We start from the raw sequence: 21,666 nt of genomic DNA, 5'->3' as shown, positions 1-21,666 counted from the left end.
TTTTTATGCGGAAAATAGCGAAAAGCCGACTTTTATAGAGTCTTTTTGCCTATTTCCAACAAAAAAAGACTCCATTTAAGGAGCCTCTCATTATAAAATAATAGCGATTAATCCTCCAGAGCCTTCGTTTATAATGCGCTCAAGGGTTTCCTTCAGCTTGTATCTTGCATTCTCCGGCATGAGTGAAATCTTGCCCTGAATGCCTTCCCTCACGATGGAATTCAGCGATCGTCCAAAGATATCAGAGTTCCAGATGGATAGCGGATCCTCTTCAAAATCCTGCATAAGATACCTTACGAGTTCTTCGCTCTGTTTCTCTGTGCCGATGATCGGCGCAAATTCTGATTCCACATCAACTTTAATCATATGAATAGAAGGCGCTACCGCTTTCAGCCTGACGCCGAACCTGGAGCCTTGTCGGATGATTTCCGGTTCATCGAGGCTCATGTCGGTCAAGGCTGGAGCAGCTATTCCGTAACCTGTTTGTTTGACCATTCTCAGTGCATCAGCTACCTGGTCATATTCCTGCTTTGCATAGGCGAATTCTTGCATCAGCTGCAGCAAGTGATCTTTGCCCCTGATCTCTACTCCTACAACTTCTTTTAAGATCTGATCATAGAGGTCATCTGGAGCAAACAGGTCAATCTCTGCAATCCCCTGACCCATCTCAATGCCTGCAAGCCGTGCTTCGTCTATAAATTCGAAGTCGCTGAAGCTGCCTACTACCCGGTCGACATCCCTCAGCCTTTTGATATCCTTCACCGTTTCCCTTACTGCTTCTTCATAGCTTTCCCGCAGCCAATGTTCCTCCCTCAGCACCATGACCCAGCTTGGCAGGTTCACATTGACTTCAAGAACCGGGAACTCATACAGCACTTCTCTGAGAACATTGTTTATATCATGCTCTGTCATGCTCTCTACACTCATGGCCAGAACTGGAATATCATATTTCTCGCACAGTTCTTTGCGCAGCTGTTCTGTATCAGGATGATGCGGCTGCACAGAGTTGACCACCAGGATGAACGGCTTGCCGACTTCTTTCAATTCATCGATAACTCTTTCTTCCGATTCGATATAGTCGTACCTTGGAATCTCTCCGATCGAACCGTCTGTGGTGACAACCACTCCGAGGGTGGAATGCTCCTGGATGACTTTTCTTGTGCCGATCTCAGCAGCTTCATGGAAAGGAATCGGTTCGTCATACCATGGTGTATGAATCATTCTTGGCCCGTTCTCATCCTCATAGCCTTTTGCGCTCGGCACTGCATAGCCTACACTATCCACCAGCCTTACATTAACATCCAGGCCTTCTCCGACATGGATTCTGACCGCATTGTTCGGAACAAACTTAGGTTCCGTTGTCATGATGGTCTTTCCTGCTGCACTTTGAGGAAGCTCATCCTGTGCCCGCTGGCGCTCACCGTCATTTTGGATGTTCGGCAGCACGACCAGCTCCATAAACCGTTTAATAAAGGTAGATTTCCCTGTACGAACAGCACCGACTACTCCGAGATAAATGTCTCCTCCTGTCCGTTCAGCGATATCTTTGAAAATATCGATTTTTTCCATTCATTTCCCTCCCGATCCAAATAAGTTCCGGATGCTATTCTTGGACATTACATAATATGATGTTGTCCCAAAAATATGATAAGGAATGAAAGTTTTTTCATACAAAAATCAGCGATGGACCTCAGTTCGTTTTATAGACCGGGAGAGAAGCACAATCAATTGTGATCTTCCGTGTGCAAACTGTCCAGGTTATCACCATGTCCGTTTTTATATAAAAAACCCTCCTCCTTTTCTATGAATGTATTAAAAAGGAGGAGAGTTCATGCCAATTATTTATCTCGTGTTGTATAAAGTTATTGATCAGATGCCAAAAAAACAGGCTCTCCGTTCTTTACAGTATAGGGAACGGAACGCACCGGCACAAAAAATGAGTCCTGCACAAGGAGCGGACGGATGTCTTCTCCATTTTTTACATGCTGCCCCTTTTTCAGCAGATGGTAGAGATCGATAGAATAATCCACATGAACTTTTGAATCATTATCTACAATAAATGGAAGGTTCTTGCCGGAATAAGGGCTTACTGCGTATGGTGCTTCTTTGTAGCCCATCTTTTTATAATCAAGGGTATACCTGCCATTAGCCAATATCTTTTGATATGGCGGATATTTATGGGTTCGAATATATTCTTTCAATCTGGTTTCCAGATCCTGAGCTTTGTTTACGATCACCAGGTCAATCAGCCTTACTTTTGGTTTCGTTTCCGCATCGATGAGCACATATTGAAACGTGCCTCCTTTTTCGAACGAATTGCCGGGAGGCTGCTGCATGTATTTTGGAATCAGCCTTCCAAAATCAATCGGATACTTTTCATAAACGTCTGTGGAGGCGTCTTTGTTTTTAATCGGAAGCACAGACGTGTCTTTATGGTAATCATCCACTGCGGACTGAACCATGGCCATCTGATCCTTGTATGGTATACGGTTTTCGCTTTTTTGGCTGTCTGGATACAGGCAGCCCGTCAGGCTGAAGAGCAGGCAGACTAAGAACGTGAGAGAACAGATTTTTTTCATGGTTCTGGCGTACCTATCCTTTCACCGGTCCGCTAAAGACTACGAGAACAATTAAGATGCCTGCTGTAATCATGCAAATATATGCGATAGCCGCCAGTATGTATTTAAAGATTCCTTTCAGTTTCGATCTGCTGATCATAATAGAAAAAACCGCAATAAACATCAATGCGATTGATGAAAGCGCAACCCACATTTTCATTAATCCTGCGTCCATATGTATCCCCCTTTGCATACAGCGTAAATTATAGCATAAAACAAAAGAAAAGCGTAAGCGCTCATGTTTTGGTCCGATAAGCGCTGGAGCTAGACATTCCTTCTTTCTTACAACAAAAAAAGGCAGGCCGATGTCTGATACACCGCCTGCCGAACGACTAAAAACCCCAATTTGCAGATTGATTGGCTATCCGTTAAAGTTGTCCCTACTTGTTCTCGAACATTTTAGATAATGTGCTGAAATCAAGAGGCACATTGTTATTGATTACAGCACTGACAATTTGGTCTTCTTTTTGTTTGGAAACAGGGACACCGGCCAAGGAGGCTACCTGGGAAATCAGTCTTCTTAGAGTGCGCTCATCCCGCAGATTTTCATTGCTGACGGTCTGGGCAAGTTTAAAGATATCTTCTTTCTTAACGTTTGTTTTCTTTTCAACTTTATCAAAAAATTGATTGTTACGATCCATTTTTCGTCCTCCTCCAACAACCTATTCACCATTATCCTATGCGTTAGTCTAATAATCGTGAAAGAAATCGGAGAGATAAACCAAATGGATTATTCCGTAATATTTAAATTAGATAAAAGAGAAGAGACGTCTTCCACTTCATGGGTCCTGCTTCTTCTCATCAGTTCATCCACAGCTTCTTTCGCATTTTTTCCGTCGAACAGCACGTCATGAAGAACATTTGTGATCGGCATCTCTACATTTTCCTTCTGAGCCAGCTGGTAAGCCGCTTTTGTTGTTCTGACACCTTCGACAACCATGCCCATTTTTTCAAGTACCGCATCGAGCGCTTCCCCTTTGCCGAGCATGTTTCCGGCTCTCCAGTTCCTGCTGTGGACACTCGTACATGTAACGATGAGATCTCCGATTCCTGTCAAGCCTGCGAATGTCAGCGGGTTGGCTCCCATTTTCGTTCCAAGCCTGGCGATTTCAGCAAGCCCACGCGTGATAAGAGCGGCTTTGGCATTGTCTCCATAACCAAGCCCGTCAGACATACCGGCTCCAAGCGCGATAATATTCTTCAGTGCTCCGCCGAGTTCAACCCCTACAATATCCGGGTTCGTGTAGACCCTGAAGTTCTGGTTAATAAACAGATCCTGAACAAACTCCGCTTCTTCTACATCGGCTGAGGAAACCGTAACCGTGGTCGGCTGCCGTAATGAAACTTCTTCCGCATGGCTTGGCCCTGAAAGCACAACAATGGATTTGCGCACTTCAGCAGGTACTTCTTCTTCAATGATTTCAGATACACGCTTATACGTTTCCGGTTCTATTCCTTTGCTTGCATGGACGATCGTTACCGGATGATCCAAGTGCGGTACCAGATCGCCAAGCACTTCTCTTATCGCCTTTGTAGGAGCGACAAGCAAGATCATGCCCGCGCCTGAGACCGTTTCCTGAAGATCGGTAAATCCGCGGAGCTCTTCTGGAAGCGAGATACCCGGCAAATATTTTTCATTGGTATGTAAAGAATTGATTTCGTTGATCTGTTCTTGTCTTCTTCCCCATAAACGGACATCGTGTCCATTATCCGCTAAAACGAGGGCCAGCGCTGTACCCCAGCTGCCGGCACCGATTACTGCTACTTTTTCCATTCCTACTCCACTCCTTACTTAATGCCCTATTTTTCTTTCATTTCCTTTTAAAAGTCTGGAGATATTGGTGCGGTGCCTCCATATGGAGAGAACACCGATCAGTGAAGCGCATAGCGCCGCGTCAAAAGGTATTGTTTTTAAAATAAACATTAATGCAGGCGTCAAAATCATAAAAACGATGGAACCTAAAGAAACATAACGGGTAGCTGCAATGAGAAGAATCACAACGATCCCAGATATGAGTGAAGGGATGAACGAAGCTACCATAAAAACACCGATGGTCGTCGCTACCCCTTTACCTCCTTTAAATCCGTAATAGATGGGCCAATTATGCCCGATAATGGCCATCGCTCCCGCAGCGATGGCTGCGGTCATATTGTAATGGAGGCCAATTGCAGCCCACACAGGGATCATCCCTTTTAGCCCGTCCAGCAGGAGCACGCCGATGGCAGGTCCTACACCGATAACCCGCAGCGTGTTCGTGGCTCCTGCATTTCCGCTCCCCAATTTGCGTATATCCTCTTTTTTCAGCCCTTTAGTGATGATATAACTGAAACTGATGGAGCCTAATAAATAAGCACCGATAAACAGCAAGACAATCTGCATGCCGTCTACCTAATCATTTTTTTTGCGGGCAACGATTCTGATCGGGGTACCAATAAAGCCAAACGTCTCCCTTACCTTGTTTTCAAGGAACCTGCGGTATGAAAAGTGAAGAAGTTCAGGATCATTGACAAAAAGAGCGATCGTAGGCGGCTTAATGGCTACCTGAGTGGCATAGTTGATTTTCAGGCGCTTGCCGTTGTCCGTAGGTGTAGGATTCATTGCCACAGCATCCATGATCACATCGTTCAGAACGTTCGTCTGAACACGAAGGGAATGGTTTTCGGCCACTTGATTGATCAAAGGATAGAGAGTATGAAGTCTCTGTTTTGTTTTTGCTGATACAAAAAGAATCGGAGCATAGCTTAGGTACAGGAAATGATCCCGGATCTTCTGTTCAAATTCACGAAGTGTTTTATCATCTTTTTCAACGGCATCCCATTTATTCACGATGATAATGACCGCTTTTCCTGCTTCATGGGCAAAGCCTGCCACTTTTTTATCCTGCTCGATGATTCCTTCTTCCGCATTCAGAACAACACAGACAACATCGGCTCTTTCAATGGCTTTTAAAGCACGAAGAACACTATACTTTTCGGTATGCTCATAGACTTTTCCTCTTTTTCGCATCCCTGCAGTATCAATAATCGTATATTTCTGTCCTTCACGGGTAAATTCTGAATCGATCGCATCTCTTGTTGTGCCGGCAATATCGCTTACAATCACACGCTCCTTGCCTAAGATCGCATTAACGAGTGAGGATTTACCAACATTTGGGCGTCCGATTAGGCAGAAACGGATCGTTTCATCATCTTCCTCTTCCTCGGGCTGTTCCGGAAAATGGCTGAATACCGCATCGAGAAGGTCTCCAAGACCAATACCGTGCGAACCCGAAACTGGAAAAGGCTCTCCCATTCCAAGGGAATAAAAATCATAGATCAAATCCTTGCGTTCAGGATTATCTATTTTGTTGACTCCAAGAACAATGGGTTTCTTTGAGCGATGAAGAAGTTTTGCCACCTCTTCATCTGCGGCGGTTACCCCTTCTTTCCCATCGGCAAGAAAAACAATAACATCCGCTTCATCGATAGCGACCTCAGCTTGCTGTCTCATCAGATGCAATAACGGTTCATCTCCGATTTCAATTCCGCCCGTATCAATTATATTAAATTCACGGTTCAGCCATTCAGCTGAACTATAGATTCTGTCTCTTGTCACACCTGGCATATCTTCCACGATAGAAACCCGGTCTCCGACAATACGGTTAAATATTGTGGACTTCCCCACATTTGGTCTTCCGACGATGGCCAAAACTGGCTTTTGCATGTCGACACATCCTTTTTACTTAGTAGTCCAAAAAAAGAAAACCCTTCCGCGATGAAGGGCCGCAATAATAGCTAATTTATTTTAGCAGATAAAAGTATAACCCACAACCGTCATTCAGCGCAGACTCACCTTGATACACGTTTTATCATTTTTCCTCTCCCTGCTTCTGCGGACAAAAAATGTCCGAATTGCTTTACGCCTTCAAAGACAAAGCACAGGGCAACTGACAAGGAAACAACATCAAGGAAATTAAGACTTCCCAGTTCAATGCTCCACGTTAGTTTTTTAATAACAACGTGATAGACAGCCTCCCCTTCGCAATATCCCGCTGCGAGCACGATGGGACGAAAACGCGGATGTTTGATTAATAATAAAGAAAGAACAAAGAGAGCACCGGCAAGCAGCCATTTTACTTGTACAACCATCCAAACTGGATCATACATCGAGAATAAAAGCATGGCATTATAGGAAAGAGCGATCAGAAAAGAACAAAATACGTAATATAGGACCATCTTAAACGGCAATCTAAAAATCCATAAATAACAGCTTAAAAACAGAAATAGAAATGTAAAATTAATGCTCACAAGACCGGTGTCCAATACGAAGCCATGCGCGATCAGCAGGGTGAGAAGCGAGGCTGAATAGACCGTCCGCAGGGGCGATGCTTTCATTAAAAACGTGCTGTAGGCCCATCCAATCCATGCAAACCAATAAAAGAAAATTCCATCCATCATGCTCTCCTCCTCTACCCCCATTATGGCTCAATCGAATAAAACCTAATCATGCAGTCATAATAAAAGCAAACAGAAAGGAGGCAGCAGCATGGGAAAAGACCGCCAGGAAAAAAAACTCCGCGAATCACACAGAGTAGAATCCGACCGTGACCAGAGTCTGAAATATTCTGGAGCTACATCGCTGGAAGGCCCGGAAGAAGCCAAAAGAAGAAATAACCAAAAAAGCTGAAACAAAAGAAAAGAACTCCGCAGCGGGAGTTCTTTTTTTATCTTAATCTTTTTTTAATCCTTTAAGCTGGTCACCGATCATATCAGCAAGCGAGAAGCCTTTTTCTTCTTTAGGGAAGTTCTCACGGATGTTCTGCTGCTCTTTCGCTTCCTGTGCAGCACGGATACTGAGGGAAATTCTTTTTTCTTTCCGGTCAATATCCAACACTTTTACAGTAACCTTTTCACCTTCAGAAAGCACTTCTCCAGGACTTCCAATGTGGCGGTTGCTGATCTCTGAGATGTGTACAAGCCCTTCAACACCTTGTGCGATTTCAACAAAAGCACCGAAGGAAACAAGGCGTTTAACCGTACCCTGGATCACTTTGCCTGGTGCAAGACCAGATTCAAGACTCTCCCAAGGTCCTGGCTGGGTCTCTTTTATGGAGAGAGAAACACGCTCATTATCCCTGTCAACGGAAAGGACCTTAACTTTGACAGCATCCCCTTCTGAGACGACTTCAGACGTATTATCCACCCGTTTATGGGAAAGCTGAGAAATGTGAACGAGGCCGTCAAGACCGCCGATGTCAACAAATGCACCGAAATCGGTTAAACGCTGTACAGTGCCATCAAGCACTTGGCCGGATTCCAAATTGTTCAGGAGCTCTTGTTTCCGCTGTGATTCCAGCTCTTCCTCGACGGCGCGATGGGAAAGAATGACGCGGTTTTTCTCTTCATCGAGCTCCATAATTTTAACCGTCAGAGAGCGGTTTTTGTAATCACTGAAGTCTTCAATGAACCTTTTTTCGACCATGGATGCGGGGATGAAACCGCGTACGCCAAGATCGACGACGAGTCCTCCTTTTACAACTTCATGAACCGTTACTTCAAATGTTTCATTCTGATCAAACTTTTGTTTCAGTTCTTCCCAGGACTTGACAGTGTCGACCGCTTTTTTGGAAACGGTGAGCTGTTCTTCAGTAAGAGATGTGACTTTTACCGCCACTTTATCTCCTTCTTTTAGAAAATCTGATGCTTTTTCTACGAAAACATTGGAGATTTCATTCACAGGCAATACAGCATCCTGCTTGTAGCCCACATCTATAATGGCCAGCTTATCTTCAACCTTTAAGACAGTCCCTTCAACTACATCTCCAACTTCGAGCACTTTTGTCTCTTCTAAACTTGTGTTCAACTCATCAGCCATACAACAATGCCTCCTCAATTTCGTATAAGTATATATTTCAACCTTCAATATGAAGGAAGTATACAGTATTCCTTTTACGATACAGAATCCATAAGAAGCTTTTCTATATTTAACATTATAAGGTTTGTTGCATCTTTTGCGGAAGCTTTTTGCTCTCTCATTTCTGTAAAATCGATCGGCTTCCCGAAAATAATGGTGATTTTTTTGCCGCGTTTATACTCGCCTTTAATGGCACACGGCACGACAGCTGCTTCTGATTTAAGAGCGAAAAAACCTGCGCCTGCAAGTCCCTGGCCCAATTGGCCTGTTTTGCTCCTCGTGCCCTCAGGGAATAACCCGAGTACTTTTCCCTCTTTCAGTATGCTCAATCCATTCCTTAATGCCTGTTTGTCGCTCATTCCCCGCTTTACAGGAAACGCATTGATTTTTGGAAGGATTGTCTTTAAGACAGGCATACTGAACAGTTCAGCTTTGGCCATAAAATGAACATCTCGTGGTGCGGCCACTCCGACTAGCGGAGGATCAAAATTATTAATATGGTTGCTGCAAAGAAGAATTCCGCCATCGGCAGGTACATTTTCAAGCCCTTGAATATCAATTTTGTACATACTTTTCAAAAAAGCACCGCACACCGCTTTACCGAATTTGTAAAGGTTCACTTTATCCAGCCCTTTCACTCACCAAATGAAGGATTTCATTAACAACATCTTCAATGGACATTGATGTGGTGTCAAGCTCAATCGCGTCATCCGCTTTTTTTAACGGAGCAAACTCGCGCTCTGAATCGCGTTTATCGCGGAGGCTTATCTCTTCTTTCAGTTTCTCAAGATCGGTTTCATACCCTTTGCTTTTATTTTCATCATATCTTCGTTTCGCACGCTCTTCTACAGATGCGATCAAAAACACCTTCAATTCAGCATCAGGCATAACATGGGTGCCGATGTCACGGCCGTCCATTACTACTCCGCCTTCGCTTGCAAGTTCCTGCTGCCGCCTGACCATCTCTTCTCTGACCTCTTGCGGTGTAGCGACAAAGGAAACGTTGTTCGTCACATCCGAGCTTCTAATTTCTTTGGAGACATCACTTCCATCAAGGATGACAGCCTGGCCGTCTCCTGTAATCTCCAATTCTATGTTCGTTTCTTTTAGAAGAGATTGCAGCATGCTGCCGTCATGCAGATCAGACTTGGAAGACAGGGCTTTGTAGGTTAATGCCCGGTACATTGCACCCGTGTCTATGTATATATAGGAAAGCTTGTCCGCGACCAATTTTGCAACTGTACTTTTGCCCGCTCCTGCTGGGCCGTCAATGGCGATTTTTAATTTCTTGTTCATGTTTCCTCCTGCATACACAAAAATCTTTTTTTTGAAACCATACGAATAAAAGCAGGTATACACCCTGCTTTTTATAGTTAAGAAATTATATTATTCAACTTCACTTACAAGGGTATTGTCTGGCTCCAGCGCTTCTGCTTTTCTTAACTATTCATAGGCAACTTTTCGCCATTAACTATAACATAAACGCATCTAGCGGTCTATGGTTTCCATAGTGCCTGGGTTCTTTCCTTTAATGACGCCTTCATAATAAATACTTTTGTTTACGTTCCGTTTCCAAGTGTCATGAGTCAGTATCCATTGTGAAAGGATCAGGAATACAAAATGGATAATGGCCAGCCTTATGAGCAGACCTTCAATTTTTTTCAAGCCGATCAGCCTCCGATACATGAAAATAATATATCCAAGCCTGAAAGGTTCTATTCGTTTAAAAGCTTCTTTTTCTCAGCGAGCTGCTGTTCAAAACAATAGCGGACAAGGTTTTGCTGTGCGGCTTCCCCCAGATTTTCAAAATGGACAGATGCCTTTTCTCTCTCTCCGTCATGCAGGATCCGCAGCACTCTGCATTCTGCTTTCAGATAATGGATAGCGCCTGTCCGCATAGGAAGAACCACACCGCATAAAACCTGCATCCCTTCCTGTAAAGGATGTCCCTCCTGCAAAACAATTCTTAGCCCTCCCGCACTGATATCCGAAGTGACAGTAGTGAAGGGATCAAAAGAAGAGGGTTCCTCTAATGGATGAACCGCAATATCCAGCATGGTTTCGATTCTAATAAATTGCCTCCGCTGCAGCTTTACCAGCGAATTTTCAACCGGATAATGGATGGCCAAGAGCGGAATCCTGTCGATCTTGCGTCCGCATAGTTTTGTATGAAACATATATACATTTTGATCATCATGATAAAATGTTGCTTTGAATGCTGTTCCATTCATGAAAAATTCCATTTTCCCTGTTTTTTCATTGAACGGATAATCAATATAGATCTGTTCATCCGACAGTTCCATCACTTTACATTTGTAGCGCGTCCCGTAATCCGATACTGCCGTCTCTAAAAATAGAGTGTCTCCTATAGCAAACAACCAAATCCCCCATTATAAGACTATTTTACCATTAATTATGCCATATTTCCCAGAAAGTTCAAGACCATTTAAAAAAGGAAAGCGCTGGCGCTTTCCTTTTACTATCTTACATGGAGCTGTAATCCGGTTCTCCTTCTTTCAATTTCTTAACCTGTTCTTCGTCTCCGTTTAGTGCACTGATGTAGATTACATACGTTTCGTCGCCGAGAAGACCTAAGAACTCATAACAGTAAACTTCCTGCTGCACATCATTCTTGATGATCGCCATGTGTTTTTCCATGACCTTGAATTTCGGGTTAAGCTTCGTTCTTGCCTGTTTTTCATTGATTTTTGCAGGAGGAATGGTCCGGTCGTGATGGGAAGTCAAGAAATCGGTTCCCTGGTACCCCATTATATCTCCATTGTCCAGAGCAACTTTGATGGAAATGCTGTCCGGATAAATCCTTACACCATCCTGAACACTTACGAAAGTGAAGACAGCGATGTTATCGTACTGGTTGGCTGAAACGACCTCCATCTTACTTTTCATATGAAGAGTAAGGAACGAAATGGCTTCCTTCTGTGCATCGTTCAAGCTGATCTTCTGGGCCGCTACTTTCCTGTCTTGCAGCACCCATAAAGGATAACCGCCTTTTTTCGTCACATCCATGTAGGTTGTGGCTTTTGTGTCAGGATTGTACATCGTGATGGAATATGCTTTATATTGCGAGCCCTTTCCCGTTTCCTTTACGTTGATCCTTACATTTTTCTTGAGCTGAAAGAACTTGATCGCGAGCTTTTTCGCCTCCTGTTTCGTGATGTTCTTTCCTTCAAGCTTTGATACATTTCGCTTTTTCGCATTATGCATATTCGAAACTTCAGGACCAAAATCCGTCTGAGAATAACCTTCTGAAGATTTGTCCACGGTCTTAAAACCATCGATAATCGTATTGTCCTCCGGCTGTTTGTTGTTAGCGAGCGCCATTTCAACATCCATCCAGCGAAGGTTGTTTTTTGAAGCCAGTGCTTCGGTTCTGCGAAGTTCATTCTGTATTTCTGAAGAGTTGGCATACAATTTTTTGAGTGTAGCATGTTCTTTATCCGTGAGCGGCTTCTTTTCAAGATCTCTCAGTGAGACACGATAACTGAAATCCCCCATCTTGGTTAAAAAATCTTCCGTCTTATTAAATGGAAGCAAAGAAAGCGGCAATTGCCCAACATTGTTATGTGCTTCTGACGTAAGCCTCCACACTTGTGCCAGTGTCGGTGAAAGCTGGCGCTTGGAGTTCATGGCCAATGTTTCCCCAATTTTGTCATGCAGAGAATCTACATTAAAGTTTAAGTCATGGAATGCACGCTGATAGTTATTTTCCGCCTGAATGAGGATAGCGTTCTTTTGCTGGTGTTCACTGTATCCCCAATACCCTGTACCCGCTATGGCTAATACTAAAAGAGCAATTAATACTGTTCGTATCAATGAAATCACCTCCGTTATTTGGTATAGATGTGCTTACCAATTTTTTTGATTTGAGGCCTTGTCCAGATCCATCCGGATGTCGCTGTATCCGGATTGAAATAATAAAGCGCTTCTCCTGTCGGATCCCATCCGTTCAGAGCATCCATCACAGCTTTTTTCGCTTTCTGATTCGGCGTCAGGTAAATCTGTCCGTCTGCAACGGCTGTGAACGCACCTGGTTCAAAAATGACGCCGGATACGGTATTAGGAAACTCCGGACTTTCCACCCGGTTGATGATGACAGCTGCTACAGCAACCTGGCCGATATAAGGTTCTCCGCGGGACTCACCGTAAACGGCGTTTGCCATCAAATTAATATCATTCTGAGAATAGCCATCCGGGATGTTTTTGCCTGGTCTCGGCTTGCTTACCTTAGCAGCCGGATTGTTACCTGGCTTTGCGGGTGCAGCTTTTTTTCCTGGTCTTGCAGGCTGGGCTGCCTTCTTCCCGCCTCCCTGCTTGACTTGTTTTTCTTTTGGAACGCCGCCATAAGTGGTAAACTTATTGCCTTTGCGGATCTGCTTATGAACCCATCCATAATTGAATTTTGTCTGGTCCGCCAGCTTCTTCTTTGTTGTAAACCCAGCGAGCCCATCAATCTTTAACCCGTTCTCATACTGGAAATTGCGCAGAGCCCAATAGGTTCTCCAGCTGAAGACACCATCTATGGGGCCATTGTAATATCCGATATATTGCAGCCTTGACTGCAGCTCCACTACGTCTTCACCCGTGGCACCTTTTTGGATGACTTGGGGCGTAAAGGCATGAGTGGTCTCCGGAGTGTATCCGGCCATAATACATGACATAGCAACTAAAAAAAACAGCGTCCTTTTTATGTAACGCATTGGTTTTTTCATGAGAAAGTGCCTCCTGTGAAATATTCTCAGCTTTGTATGATAAAAGTAGCTTTTGTAAATCTCAGCATTTTATGCAACGTATTGTACAAGAAAAGCGCAAGCGTCCTGCTTAAGTCCGACAAGCGCTGGAGGTCTTACACAGCAACACGTTTTTTGTGTTGAGGTGTAAGAGCGAGCGACCAAAGACGAAAACAGTACTCTATTTTCGTTCTCCGAGGACCTATGACGAAATAGCTATTTCGTCCTTGGACGCTGTAGCTAGACAAGAATTAGACATAAAAAAACCCGGAGATTTTTATCTCCGGGTTAGGATCCTACATTTTTCTGCCGTGTCAGCCAGGCTGTTTTATGGGCATTTGCGAGCTTCACTTTTTTTAGTCCCAGCCACCATAAGAACAGCATGAAAGGCAGCATGGCGATGAGAAAGTCTTTTTCAAAAACAAGCAGAATCCAGTTATAGATTCCATGCAGTCCGAACGGAATTATGATCGAAAGACTTAAAAACACCTTTTTCCGGGAACCGGATGAAAACTTGGCCTTCCCAAAGTAATATCCACTGATGACTCCGAAAAGAGCATGGCTGGAAACCGGCATTAAAGCTCTGCCCATCGCTTCGTTAACCCCATGCACGTACAGGTAAAAAATGTTCTCCATTGAAGCGAACCCAAGGGATAAGGCCACGGCATAAACGATACCGTCATAAGGCTCATTAAATTCGGCATGCTGATAAGCGCAATAGAAAACAAGAAACCACTTCAGAAACTCTTCGAGCAGAGCAGAAAGAAAAAAGCCTTCTGTAAAAGAAGAAACCATCATTTCCTCTTTAAATCCAAATTGGATGACCATAATCGGAAAAACAAGCAAAGCTCCAAAAATATATAATCGAATGACCATGGAAACAGGCTCGGTTTCATATTTATCTTTTAAATAAAAGAAAGCAAGCAGGGCGACAGCAGGAGCGACCCCTGCCGAAACAATTCCTAACATAGCAGCCCTCTTTTCAGCTGTTTTTTTACAATGGTATCATGGAACACCCAGAATGGAAACCCTAGCTGATGTTTATGAAAAAATTGTAACATCTTCCTAGAAAATATTTTGGATGCGATCTCCCTCACCTGCAGCCAGGAGCACAGCCAGACGAATCCTTGCTTTCTTGCTGTCATAGTCTTTTCCAAGGATAACCCCGTGTTCAGCAAGATCAAACGTACTTCCAAGATAATCATAAGTCGGATATACTTGGCCCTCCTCAGAACTGGTCGTAATGACGACCTTTATGCCAGCATCAACTGCTTCAATAATGGAATTCATCATCAGCGGAGCTACCTGCCCTCTGCCTGCCCCTTCTAGAACAATGCCCTGAACGCCGCTTTCGATGGCCGCTTTAATAAATTTGCCGTCTGCGCCAATATAACATTTGATGATATCAACGGGAGGCACTGCTTTTTCTACAGTATAATATTCCCTTCCGATCGGCTTTTGGTAGGCTACGACCTTATCGTTATCGATAATTCCTAAGTACCCAAAACCAAAAGAATTAAAGCCCTGCAGGTTGGATGCATGGACTTTTTTTACATACCTGGCCGTAAAAATTCTCTCGTTAAATACAACTACTGTTCCCGAACCTTTTAAATCAGGGTCACATGCAGTATAGATGGCGTGCCTCATATTCGTATAAGAGTCACTGCCGATTTCTCCGGGTGAACGCTGTGAACCCGTAACGACTACTGTCCTCGGATCTGCGATGGTCAGATCAAGAAAATAAGCGGTTTCTTCAATACTGTCTGTTCCATGGGTAATGACTACACCATCATAATCTGAATCCTTAAAAAGGTTTTCAATGGCTTCCTTAAGCACGTTAAGATGTTCAAACGTCATATGCATACTCGGGACCTGAAACAGTGAAAAAATACTAACTTCAATATCGTTTGGCAGCTCAATCATTGCCGCCAGCTCTTCCCCCGTCAGAGCGCCTGAAGATAGAAGGCCTGACGTTTCATTCGGCTTGCTGGCAATGGTTCCGCCAGTAGTTATCAACGCTACTTTTTTCATATGTAAACACCTCTTAAGTATCATAACACATGCTTTTCACCGCAAAAACCCACCAATTAATCGGCTTACATAAATAAAAGCAGCCCCTGTTTTTATTTATTTATGAGATGCCGATAACGTATCGGCGATCAGTCCGCCATGGAACCTTCCATTCTCAATAAAGATCTCATTAGCATTGTTGCCTGCAGCAATGACACCGCAGATGAACACATTTTCCACATTCGTTTCCATCGTCTCAGGATTGTGGGCGGGCCGGCCTGTTTCATGGTCAATATGGATACCGATTTTTTCAAGGAACCCGTGATCCGGATGATATCCTGTCATGGCAAACACAAAATCTGCCTTGACCGTTTCTTTTTCTCCGTTTTTATCAAAGGTTACTGTATTTTTTCCGATTTCAAGAACGTTCGACTGAAAGTGCATGGCGATCTTGCCGCTGTTTACATGCGATACAAACTCAGGCAATACCCATGGTTTTACACTCTTCGAATAATCTTCACCCCGGTAGAGAACCGTCACCCTCGCACCGGCTTTTTGAAGTTCAAGCGCTGTATCGACCGCAGAGTTTTTTCCGCCGATCACCGTCACGTCTTTATCATAATAAGGATGACCTTCCTTAAAATAATGAAAAACATGCTGCTGCTCCTCACCTTGTATGTTCATATAGGTCGGATTATCATAGTATCCTGTCGCAATTATAACAGCCTTCGCCTCGTATACATTGGAGTCACCCTTAGCCGTTTCTGTCTGGACATGATAAGTTGTACTGTCCCCTTTTTGTACAGCAGTTACTTTCTCAAACGTGCGGATGTTCAGTTCTTTCCGTTTGGCCACCTCGCGATAGTAAGTCAGTGCGTGGATTCTTCTCGGTTTTCTTTCCTCATTGACAAAAGGTACATCACCAATTTCAAGTTTTTCACTAGTGCTGAAAAACGTTTGGTGAGTCGGGTAGTTATAGATTGACTCCACGATATTCCCCTTCTCGATCACCACATAGGAAAGCCCTTTTTCCTTCACAGCGATGGCTGCGGATAAGCCGCACGGCCCCCCGCCGATAATACAAACATCGTACTTCATTTCTCCACTCTCCTGATTCACAAATCTATAGCTTGCTCTTTTTATATAGGCTCACACATAGCCTTTCATTAATAAAAATGATTTATCCCTTAAACCATAAAAAACCCCTATCAATTAATGATAGGGGATTCTGCTGGCATTTGCAAAAGATTAAATCCATCCTCTGAAACGGGAGGCTTCAGCCATCTTGCGCACGCCTACCATATAGGCTGCGAGGCGCATGTTTACTTTACGGTTCATGGCCGTTGTGTAAACGTTATTAAAAGATTTCACCATTACAGTTTCAAGCTTCTCTTCTACTTCTTCTTCTGTCCAATAATATCCCTGGTTGTTCTGTACCCACTCGAAATAGGAAACCGTTACACCGCCGGCACTTGCCAGTACGTCCGGTACAAGAAGGATGCCGCGTTCTGTTAAAATCTTTGTTCCTTCAAGTGTTGTAGGGCCATTGGCTGCTTCGACTACGATGGAAGCTTTAATATTATTGGCATTTTCTGCTGTAATCTGATTTTCAATCGCTGCAGGAACAAGAATATCGCAATCCAGTTCTAAAAGCTCTTTGTTGGATATGGTATCTTTGAATAATTTAGTAACCGTACCAAAGCTGTCGCGCCTTTCCAAGAGATAGTCAATATCAAGGCCTTCTGGATCGTGGAGTGCACCATAAGCATCAGAGATCCCAATGACTTTTGCGCCTGAATCATGCATAAACTTCGCTAAGAAGCTGCCTGCGTTTCCGAATCCCTGGATAACGACTCTTGCACCCTCAATTTCAAACCCGCGTTTTGCAGCTGCTTCACGAATGCAGATCGTTACCCCTTTTGCTGTAGCTGTTTCACGGCCGTGTGAACCGCCTAGAACAAGCGGCTTGCCTGTGATGAAGCCAGGTGAGTCGAATTCTCTGATCCGGCTGTATTCATCCATCATCCAGGCCATGATTTGAGAGTTGGTAAACACGTCTGGTGCCGGAATGTCCTTTGTTGGACCAACAAGCTGGCTGATCGCACGTACATAACCGCGGCTTAGACGCTCCAGTTCACGGAACGACATGTTGCGGGGATCACAAATGATTCCCCCTTTACCTCCGCCGTATGGAAGATCCACAATTCCTGCTTTTAAGCTCATCCAAATCGAAAGTGCTTTCACTTCTGTCTCTGTTACACTCGGGTGAAAGCGGACTCCCCCTTTAGTCGGGCCGACTGCGTCATTATGCTGGGAACGGTATCCCGTAAATATTTTAGTAGAGCCATCATCCATTTTTACCGGGATGCGGACAGTCAGCATCCGGATCGGTTCTTTGAGAAGTTCATATACTTCTTCAGGGTACCCTAATTTATCAAGTGCTTCCCCAATCACTGATTGTGTTGCGGTTAGCACGTTATTATTTTCATGGTTATCAGATTTGTGATCTGCTGCGTTTTGGGCAGTCATTTGGTTACCTCCCATTATTGTCACCTCTAAAGTTTAGTCAATCTTCAGAGACAGTATACACCTTTGTTAGTCCTATGAGAAGGGGATTTTCAAGATAATCGTGAAAAAGGTAAGCGCTTTCGGTACTTTTTTACTATCAGACGACCGGCATGATGAAGCCCCCCCTAGACTTGAAGGGAGGGCGGCCGTTTATTTTTGAAGCGAAAGCTGAATGAGCTTCTCGATCATATCAGGGTAAGAAAGACCTACTTCTTTCGCCGCGTCCGGGAATAAGCTGGTTGGTGTCATTCCCGGCAGCGTATTGACTTCAAGAATGACAGGTTCACTTCCGTCGCTCGGAATAATGAAATCAACTCTGGAATAAACTTCACACCCCAATACCTCATGAGCCAAAACGGCTTGTTTCTGAAGCAATGATGTGGTTTTTTCATCAAGGCGTGCCGGTACATAATGAACACTTCCGCCTTCCGCATACTTGGATTCATAATCGTAATATTCATTTTTTGGGACAATCTCAACGACAGGGAGAGCATTGACACTTCCTTTTTCCCCCATAACCGCCACTGTCACTTCTTTGCCGGATACAAATTCTTCAACCATTACTGTATGATCATGCAAAAGGGCTGATGCGATGCCTTTCAGCATTTCATCTTTGTTTTTTGCGATGGTCAATCCGATCGTAGATCCCTCATGATTCGGTTTGACGACAAGTGGAAATCCGAAAGGAACATCGAGTTTATCCTCGCGGTAGAGCTTTTTCTCCAAAACAACCTCTTTAGCTGTTCTGATTCCAGCATTTTTAAAAAACTGTTTGGAACGGGCTTTATCCATTGCCAGTGCCGATGCAAGAACACCAGAACCAACATAAGGAATCTTCAGCATATCAAGCAAGCTTTGCAGCTTGCCGTCCTCACCGTATTTTCCATGCAATCCGATGAATACGATATCTGCATTCAGCTGAATGATTTCTTCCAGTCGATCAGGATGAAAGTCCACTCCGATTACTTCATGCCCTTTCGCTTCCAAAGCGTTCATAATCTGTTTTCCACTAGATAAGGATACCTCGCGCTCAGCGGATACTCCTCCGTATAAAACTGCAATTTTCATGTGTGTAATCACTCCCACCCCAAAAATATATGTAGTTCATTATATTCCCTGCCACTTTTTGTGAGCTTTTCTATAAGGAAATCCCATATATCATACCATGTTTGCAGGTTGATGTAATGGCTTATGTGTTTTTTTCAAATAAAAAACTCCCGGATTTTCGGGAGTTTAATTAAAATAAGAATTGATTTGGGAAATTGCATTGCTTTCCATCAAGGCTTTGCCGTATTCGATCACTCTGTAGCTCGTAATGGTAGAAGAACTGCCAAATTCAGCTAATAATGCAATGAGTGTATCCAGTTCAATATCGGGAAGATCCTGTTCTTCAAACTTCAGATAGAAACAGTTTTCAAATGAATAGAGTGTTCCACCGTCAATGCTGAGCTGACCAAGGCGTTTTGCCAATGATATGACATCTTCAAAGGAAGAAAATTCATAGAAGATTTCGTCACTTTCATCCAAGGTTACTTGCATTTCAATATAGTCTTCATCATATTCATCTTCGAGTTCATACTCGTTATGACCTTTTGTCACAATGACCACCATTCCTTGCGCCGGTAAAGCAAAAACTTCAACAGCAATCGGTCCGTCTGCTTTGAATCCCACTTCGTCGTCTGCTTCGGTCATCATATCTCTGAATAGTTGGTGAACTTTAGGAATATCCTGCCATATTTCATCTTTGGAGATTCCGCGTTCTTTTAAATCATCAAACGTTAGGAAGATCTTGATCTTGTTATAAGTTAATCGCTCTACCCGCATTTCTGGTCCCCCTTACGATCGATTCCGCAACTCTTTAATACACTATATGAGTGAGAAGGAAGTTGGTGCTAAACTTCTCTTACCACACTTTAATGATCAAGAGCCGGTCGCTTTTCTTGTTTTAATTTTTTATGAATCCATTGTTCCCAATCTGTTTTGGTGTTCCCTATTATGATGTCTTTAAATTTGGTTTTTATATCATTGGATAAATATTCAATTCCCAGTCCTCCTAAGCCGATTTGAAGGTTTGGATACTCTTTATCCACCTTTTCAAGCCATTTCAGGGTCTGAGAAGTATGTTGTTCCATCGTACAGGAAACAACTAACAATTTAGGGTCGATTTCTTTAATGACAACATTGAGATCCTCGGGAGGGATTCCTTCACCGAGATAGATGACTTCAAACCCTTTTTGCCTCAAGTACAGTGTGAAGATCAGTAAACCTAATTCATGGGTCTCTTTTAATCCGCAAACCGCCATTACTTTTGGCAAGTAACCGTCGACAGGAAGATGATAGAGTATGTTCCCGATCTTCGCCTTCAAAAAAGAGGTCGAATAATGCTCATGGGCAACCGTAATTTTATGGTTCTCCCACATATGGCCGATTTTTACGAGTAAAGAGCCTAGTATATCAATCGTTACTTTTTCTATGGTAAACAGGCTGAATGCACGGTCCAAAACTTCCTTGGCTTTGTTTTCATTGAAAGAAAGGAGTGCTGACAGCAGCTCGTCCGCCAGTTGGACAGCCCTATCCTTCTGGCTGCTGTTCTCGACGACGAACTGATCGATGTTATTTTCATGATGTTCAAGCAGATCTACAGCCTGGCTAATGGTGAAACCGTGATTAATTTTATTCATGAGCCATTTAATGATATAGATGTGTTCATCCGTATATAGCCTGTGGCCAGCTTCATTGCGCTTGGGCTGGATGATGGAATATCTCCGCTCCCAGGCTCTTAATGTTCCCGCCTGGATTCCAAGCATTTTTGAAACGGCTTTAATATTGTATTTCCCTTCCTGTGAAGCCATTTCTATATCCTCCAATAGCTGATTATACCTATAAGTATAGCGGACTGCTTACCTTGTGTAAAATTTGTACAACGCCTCACAAATATACTCGTACATGCATAGAACTAAAAAGAAAGGGAGTATGATGTTAATCCCCGTTAATAACTTTTTGTAAAACACATTTTAACTGAAAATTGATAAAAAGGACAGCCCCGGTATACAGGGCTGGCCGGATCAATCCTCATGTATGCTTAAAATTCTGAATCCAGACTGGCTGAGCTTTTCCACAAACTTTTCAAGATTTGGTGTTTTTTCCACTTTCATTACCATCCGTCTTACGAGCTGATCCGTTTCATCAAATGTAGTCAGTGAGATAATATTCTCGTGAAATTGCTTTGTAATCTCAGACAATCGGGCAATCCTCCCTTCCGTTTCAAGGGAAGCGAAGGATATTCTAATCCCGGGCTTTTTCATGCCGAACGCGCTTTGAAACTGCTCCAGCACATCATACCGGGTAACGACGCCAAGCAATTGATTATGTTTGTCAGTTACGGCAACGATCGGCATATCTTTTACCATCAGCAGGGTCCTTTCAAACATTTCATCTTCACTGATGGTCAGGTTTCTGCAGCAGGCAATATCGCCGGCTTTTGTTTTTGCTAAAAACTGCTCCTTTGTCTTGCCGCTCGCAAAAAAAGCTTCATAGATGGAATGCCGTGTAAGAATCCCTTTAAACCTGTTATCAGAGACGACCGGAACTCCGTCAATATCATACTTTTGCAGAAGATCAAGCACTTGTTTTACAGAATCTTTTTCCTTTACAAAATGTGTCTTACGCAGTGGGATCATATTGCTTTTTACAAACATACCCTTTCACTTCCTCCCCGCAGCCACTCGTTTTAAATTTTAAGAATATTTAAAATCTTTTATTGAAAATACTGTAAAATTGACTTATCATTGAATTAACCAGTGAAAAACTTAAAAAAGAATGGAGAGGA

General features: G+C 43.4%; 24 protein-coding genes. 1 reads left to right on the top strand and 23 read right to left on the bottom strand.

From position 1 onward, the window contains the following. Positions 1 to 90: 90 nt before the first annotated feature. The 8 genes from spoIVA to P4361_RS10930 all read right to left on the bottom strand — a co-directional run bounded on the left by spoIVA (position 91) and on the right by P4361_RS10930 (position 7,055). Entirely contained in the window at positions 91 to 1,569 is a 1,479-nt protein-coding gene (gene spoIVA, locus P4361_RS10965; RefSeq protein ID WP_053358047.1) for a stage IV sporulation protein A, read from the bottom strand. 293 nt (positions 1,570 to 1,862) lie between these two features. Next, complete coding sequence (locus P4361_RS10960) at positions 1,863 to 2,579, bottom strand: hypothetical protein (protein WP_328089398.1); 717 nt, start codon at positions 2,577 to 2,579, stop codon at positions 1,863 to 1,865. Between the two features lie 13 nt (positions 2,580 to 2,592). After that, complete coding sequence (locus P4361_RS10955; RefSeq protein WP_053358045.1) at positions 2,593 to 2,793, bottom strand: DUF2768 domain-containing protein; 201 nt, start codon at positions 2,791 to 2,793, stop codon at positions 2,593 to 2,595. 205 nt (positions 2,794 to 2,998) lie between these two features. Then, entirely contained in the window at positions 2,999 to 3,259 is a 261-nt protein-coding gene (locus tag P4361_RS10950) for a stage VI sporulation protein F (RefSeq protein ID WP_053358044.1), read from the bottom strand. Between the two features lie 89 nt (positions 3,260 to 3,348). Then, positions 3,349 to 4,392 (bottom strand): NAD(P)H-dependent glycerol-3-phosphate dehydrogenase, encoded by a 1,044-nt coding sequence (locus P4361_RS10945; RefSeq protein WP_062235354.1) that lies wholly within the window; start codon positions 4,390 to 4,392, stop codon positions 3,349 to 3,351. A gap of 18 nt (positions 4,393 to 4,410) precedes the next feature. Next, a complete protein-coding gene (gene plsY, locus P4361_RS10940; RefSeq protein WP_062235351.1) occupies positions 4,411 to 4,998 on the bottom strand; it encodes a glycerol-3-phosphate 1-O-acyltransferase PlsY in 588 nt (195 codons plus the stop codon). Positions 4,999 to 5,007: 9 nt separating this feature from the next. Beyond that, positions 5,008 to 6,321, bottom strand: a complete 1,314-nt coding sequence (gene der, locus P4361_RS10935) for a ribosome biogenesis GTPase Der (RefSeq protein WP_053358041.1) — start codon at positions 6,319 to 6,321, stop codon at positions 5,008 to 5,010. 125 nt (positions 6,322 to 6,446) lie between these two features. After that, entirely contained in the window at positions 6,447 to 7,055 is a 609-nt protein-coding gene (locus P4361_RS10930) for a YphA family membrane protein (RefSeq protein ID WP_328089395.1), read from the bottom strand. An 88-nt stretch (positions 7,056 to 7,143) separates the two neighbouring features. Here P4361_RS10930 and P4361_RS10925 point away from each other — a divergent pair, with 88 nt between their 5' ends. Further along, a complete protein-coding gene (locus P4361_RS10925) occupies positions 7,144 to 7,284 on the top strand; it encodes a YpzI family protein (protein ID WP_082316214.1) in 141 nt (46 codons plus the stop codon). A 42-nt stretch (positions 7,285 to 7,326) separates the two neighbouring features. Here the strand turns inward: P4361_RS10925 and rpsA are convergent, their stop codons facing one another. The 15 genes from rpsA to P4361_RS10850 form a co-directional block, all read right to left on the bottom strand. Further along, the gene (gene rpsA / locus P4361_RS10920; protein WP_053358039.1) at positions 7,327 to 8,472 is read right to left on the bottom strand and encodes a 30S ribosomal protein S1; all 1,146 of its coding nucleotides are present in this window, start codon (positions 8,470 to 8,472) and stop codon (positions 7,327 to 7,329) included. Between the two features lie 74 nt (positions 8,473 to 8,546). Then, positions 8,547 to 9,131, bottom strand: a complete 585-nt coding sequence (locus P4361_RS10915; RefSeq protein WP_062235338.1) for a lysophospholipid acyltransferase family protein — start codon at positions 9,129 to 9,131, stop codon at positions 8,547 to 8,549. 1 nt (position 9,132) lies between these two features. Continuing rightward, the gene (gene cmk, locus P4361_RS10910) at positions 9,133 to 9,807 is read right to left on the bottom strand and encodes a (d)CMP kinase (RefSeq protein WP_328089393.1); all 675 of its coding nucleotides are present in this window, start codon (positions 9,805 to 9,807) and stop codon (positions 9,133 to 9,135) included. A gap of 192 nt (positions 9,808 to 9,999) precedes the next feature. Next, positions 10,000 to 10,176 (bottom strand): DUF5359 family protein, encoded by a 177-nt coding sequence (locus P4361_RS10905; protein WP_156316371.1) that lies wholly within the window; start codon positions 10,174 to 10,176, stop codon positions 10,000 to 10,002. A 50-nt stretch (positions 10,177 to 10,226) separates the two neighbouring features. Further along, positions 10,227 to 10,889 carry a flagellar brake protein gene (locus P4361_RS10900; protein ID WP_062235330.1) on the bottom strand — a complete coding sequence of 221 codons (663 nt, stop codon included), beginning with the start codon at positions 10,887 to 10,889 and terminating at the stop codon, positions 10,227 to 10,229. A 106-nt stretch (positions 10,890 to 10,995) separates the two neighbouring features. Further along, positions 10,996 to 12,345, bottom strand: coding sequence for a germination protein YpeB (ypeB, locus tag P4361_RS10895; RefSeq protein ID WP_328089392.1), 1,350 nt, complete (start codon positions 12,343 to 12,345; stop codon positions 10,996 to 10,998). 14 nt (positions 12,346 to 12,359) lie between these two features. Then, positions 12,360 to 13,190 (bottom strand): spore cortex-lytic enzyme, encoded by an 831-nt coding sequence (gene sleB / locus P4361_RS10890; RefSeq protein ID WP_231689294.1) that lies wholly within the window; start codon positions 13,188 to 13,190, stop codon positions 12,360 to 12,362. A gap of 357 nt (positions 13,191 to 13,547) precedes the next feature. Further along, positions 13,548 to 14,228, bottom strand: a complete 681-nt coding sequence (prsW, locus tag P4361_RS10885; RefSeq protein ID WP_053358033.1) for a glutamic-type intramembrane protease PrsW — start codon at positions 14,226 to 14,228, stop codon at positions 13,548 to 13,550. 96 nt (positions 14,229 to 14,324) lie between these two features. Further along, on the bottom strand, positions 14,325 to 15,290 hold the full coding sequence (locus tag P4361_RS10880; protein ID WP_053358032.1) for an asparaginase: 966 nt from the start codon (positions 15,288 to 15,290) through the stop codon (positions 14,325 to 14,327). A 96-nt stretch (positions 15,291 to 15,386) separates the two neighbouring features. Beyond that, positions 15,387 to 16,367 (bottom strand): YpdA family putative bacillithiol disulfide reductase, encoded by a 981-nt coding sequence (locus tag P4361_RS10875; RefSeq protein ID WP_328089391.1) that lies wholly within the window; start codon positions 16,365 to 16,367, stop codon positions 15,387 to 15,389. Between the two features lie 150 nt (positions 16,368 to 16,517). Continuing rightward, positions 16,518 to 17,798: a Glu/Leu/Phe/Val dehydrogenase gene (locus tag P4361_RS10870; RefSeq protein ID WP_328089389.1), complete on the bottom strand. Its 1,281-nt coding sequence runs from the start codon at positions 17,796 to 17,798 to the stop codon at positions 16,518 to 16,520. 189 nt (positions 17,799 to 17,987) lie between these two features. Next, positions 17,988 to 18,905: a D-alanine--D-alanine ligase family protein gene (locus P4361_RS10865; protein WP_062235317.1), complete on the bottom strand. Its 918-nt coding sequence runs from the start codon at positions 18,903 to 18,905 to the stop codon at positions 17,988 to 17,990. Positions 18,906 to 19,070: 165 nt separating this feature from the next. Next, positions 19,071 to 19,661: a genetic competence negative regulator gene (locus P4361_RS10860; protein ID WP_053358028.1), complete on the bottom strand. Its 591-nt coding sequence runs from the start codon at positions 19,659 to 19,661 to the stop codon at positions 19,071 to 19,073. Positions 19,662 to 19,750: 89 nt separating this feature from the next. Then, entirely contained in the window at positions 19,751 to 20,689 is a 939-nt protein-coding gene (locus P4361_RS10855; protein ID WP_328089388.1) for a MerR family transcriptional regulator, read from the bottom strand. A gap of 213 nt (positions 20,690 to 20,902) precedes the next feature. After that, complete coding sequence (locus P4361_RS10850; RefSeq protein ID WP_053358026.1) at positions 20,903 to 21,535, bottom strand: CBS domain-containing protein; 633 nt, start codon at positions 21,533 to 21,535, stop codon at positions 20,903 to 20,905. Positions 21,536 to 21,666 lie beyond the last annotated feature (131 nt).

Source organism: Fictibacillus sp. B-59209 (assembly GCF_036216745.1).
In the GTDB taxonomy this organism is placed as follows: Bacteria; Bacillota; Bacilli; order Bacillales; family Fictibacillaceae; genus Fictibacillus_C; species Fictibacillus_C marinisediminis.
The sequence above is the reverse complement of the archived record's forward strand: the minus strand, read 5'-3'. Positions and strand labels throughout refer to the sequence as shown.

Bases quoted from the DNA above. Each gene is read 5' to 3' on its own strand.
- P4361_RS10945 (WP_062235354.1), bottom strand. From the start codon at position 4,392: ATGGAAAAAGTAGCAGTAATCGGTGCCGGCAGCTGGGGTACAGCGCTG.
- P4361_RS10930 (WP_328089395.1), bottom strand. From the start codon at position 7,055: ATGATGGATGGAATTTTCTTTTATTGGTTTGCATGGATTGGATGGGCC.
- P4361_RS10860 (WP_053358028.1), bottom strand. From the start codon at position 19,661: ATGCGGGTAGAGCGATTAACTTATAACAAGATCAAGATCTTCCTAACG.
- P4361_RS10955 (WP_053358045.1), bottom strand. From the start codon at position 2,793: ATGGACGCAGGATTAATGAAAATGTGGGTTGCGCTTTCATCAATCGCA.
- P4361_RS10960 (WP_328089398.1), bottom strand. From the start codon at position 2,579: ATGAAAAAAATCTGTTCTCTCACGTTCTTAGTCTGCCTGCTCTTCAGC.
- cmk (WP_328089393.1), bottom strand. From the start codon at position 9,807: ATGAACAAGAAATTAAAAATCGCCATTGACGGCCCAGCAGGAGCGGGC.
- prsW (WP_053358033.1), bottom strand. From the start codon at position 14,228: ATGTTAGGAATTGTTTCGGCAGGGGTCGCTCCTGCTGTCGCCCTGCTT.
- P4361_RS10850 (WP_053358026.1), bottom strand. From the start codon at position 21,535: ATGTTTGTAAAAAGCAATATGATCCCACTGCGTAAGACACATTTTGTA.
- P4361_RS10870 (WP_328089389.1), bottom strand. From the start codon at position 17,798: ATGACTGCCCAAAACGCAGCAGATCACAAATCTGATAACCATGAAAAT.
- plsY (WP_062235351.1), bottom strand. From the start codon at position 4,998: ATGCAGATTGTCTTGCTGTTTATCGGTGCTTATTTATTAGGCTCCATC.
- P4361_RS10925 (WP_082316214.1), top strand. From the start codon at position 7,144: ATGGGAAAAGACCGCCAGGAAAAAAAACTCCGCGAATCACACAGAGTA.
- P4361_RS10875 (WP_328089391.1), bottom strand. From the start codon at position 16,367: ATGAAGTACGATGTTTGTATTATCGGCGGGGGGCCGTGCGGCTTATCC.
- sleB (WP_231689294.1), bottom strand. From the start codon at position 13,190: ATGTCATGTATTATGGCCGGATACACTCCGGAGACCACTCATGCCTTT.
- P4361_RS10880 (WP_053358032.1), bottom strand. From the start codon at position 15,290: ATGAAAAAAGTAGCGTTGATAACTACTGGCGGAACCATTGCCAGCAAG.
- P4361_RS10865 (WP_062235317.1), bottom strand. From the start codon at position 18,905: ATGAAAATTGCAGTTTTATACGGAGGAGTATCCGCTGAGCGCGAGGTA.
- P4361_RS10950 (WP_053358044.1), bottom strand. From the start codon at position 3,259: ATGGATCGTAACAATCAATTTTTTGATAAAGTTGAAAAGAAAACAAAC.
- P4361_RS10855 (WP_328089388.1), bottom strand. From the start codon at position 20,689: ATGGCTTCACAGGAAGGGAAATACAATATTAAAGCCGTTTCAAAAATG.
- rpsA (WP_053358039.1), bottom strand. From the start codon at position 8,472: ATGGCTGATGAGTTGAACACAAGTTTAGAAGAGACAAAAGTGCTCGAA.
- der (WP_053358041.1), bottom strand. From the start codon at position 6,321: ATGCAAAAGCCAGTTTTGGCCATCGTCGGAAGACCAAATGTGGGGAAG.
- spoIVA (WP_053358047.1), bottom strand. From the start codon at position 1,569: ATGGAAAAAATCGATATTTTCAAAGATATCGCTGAACGGACAGGAGGA.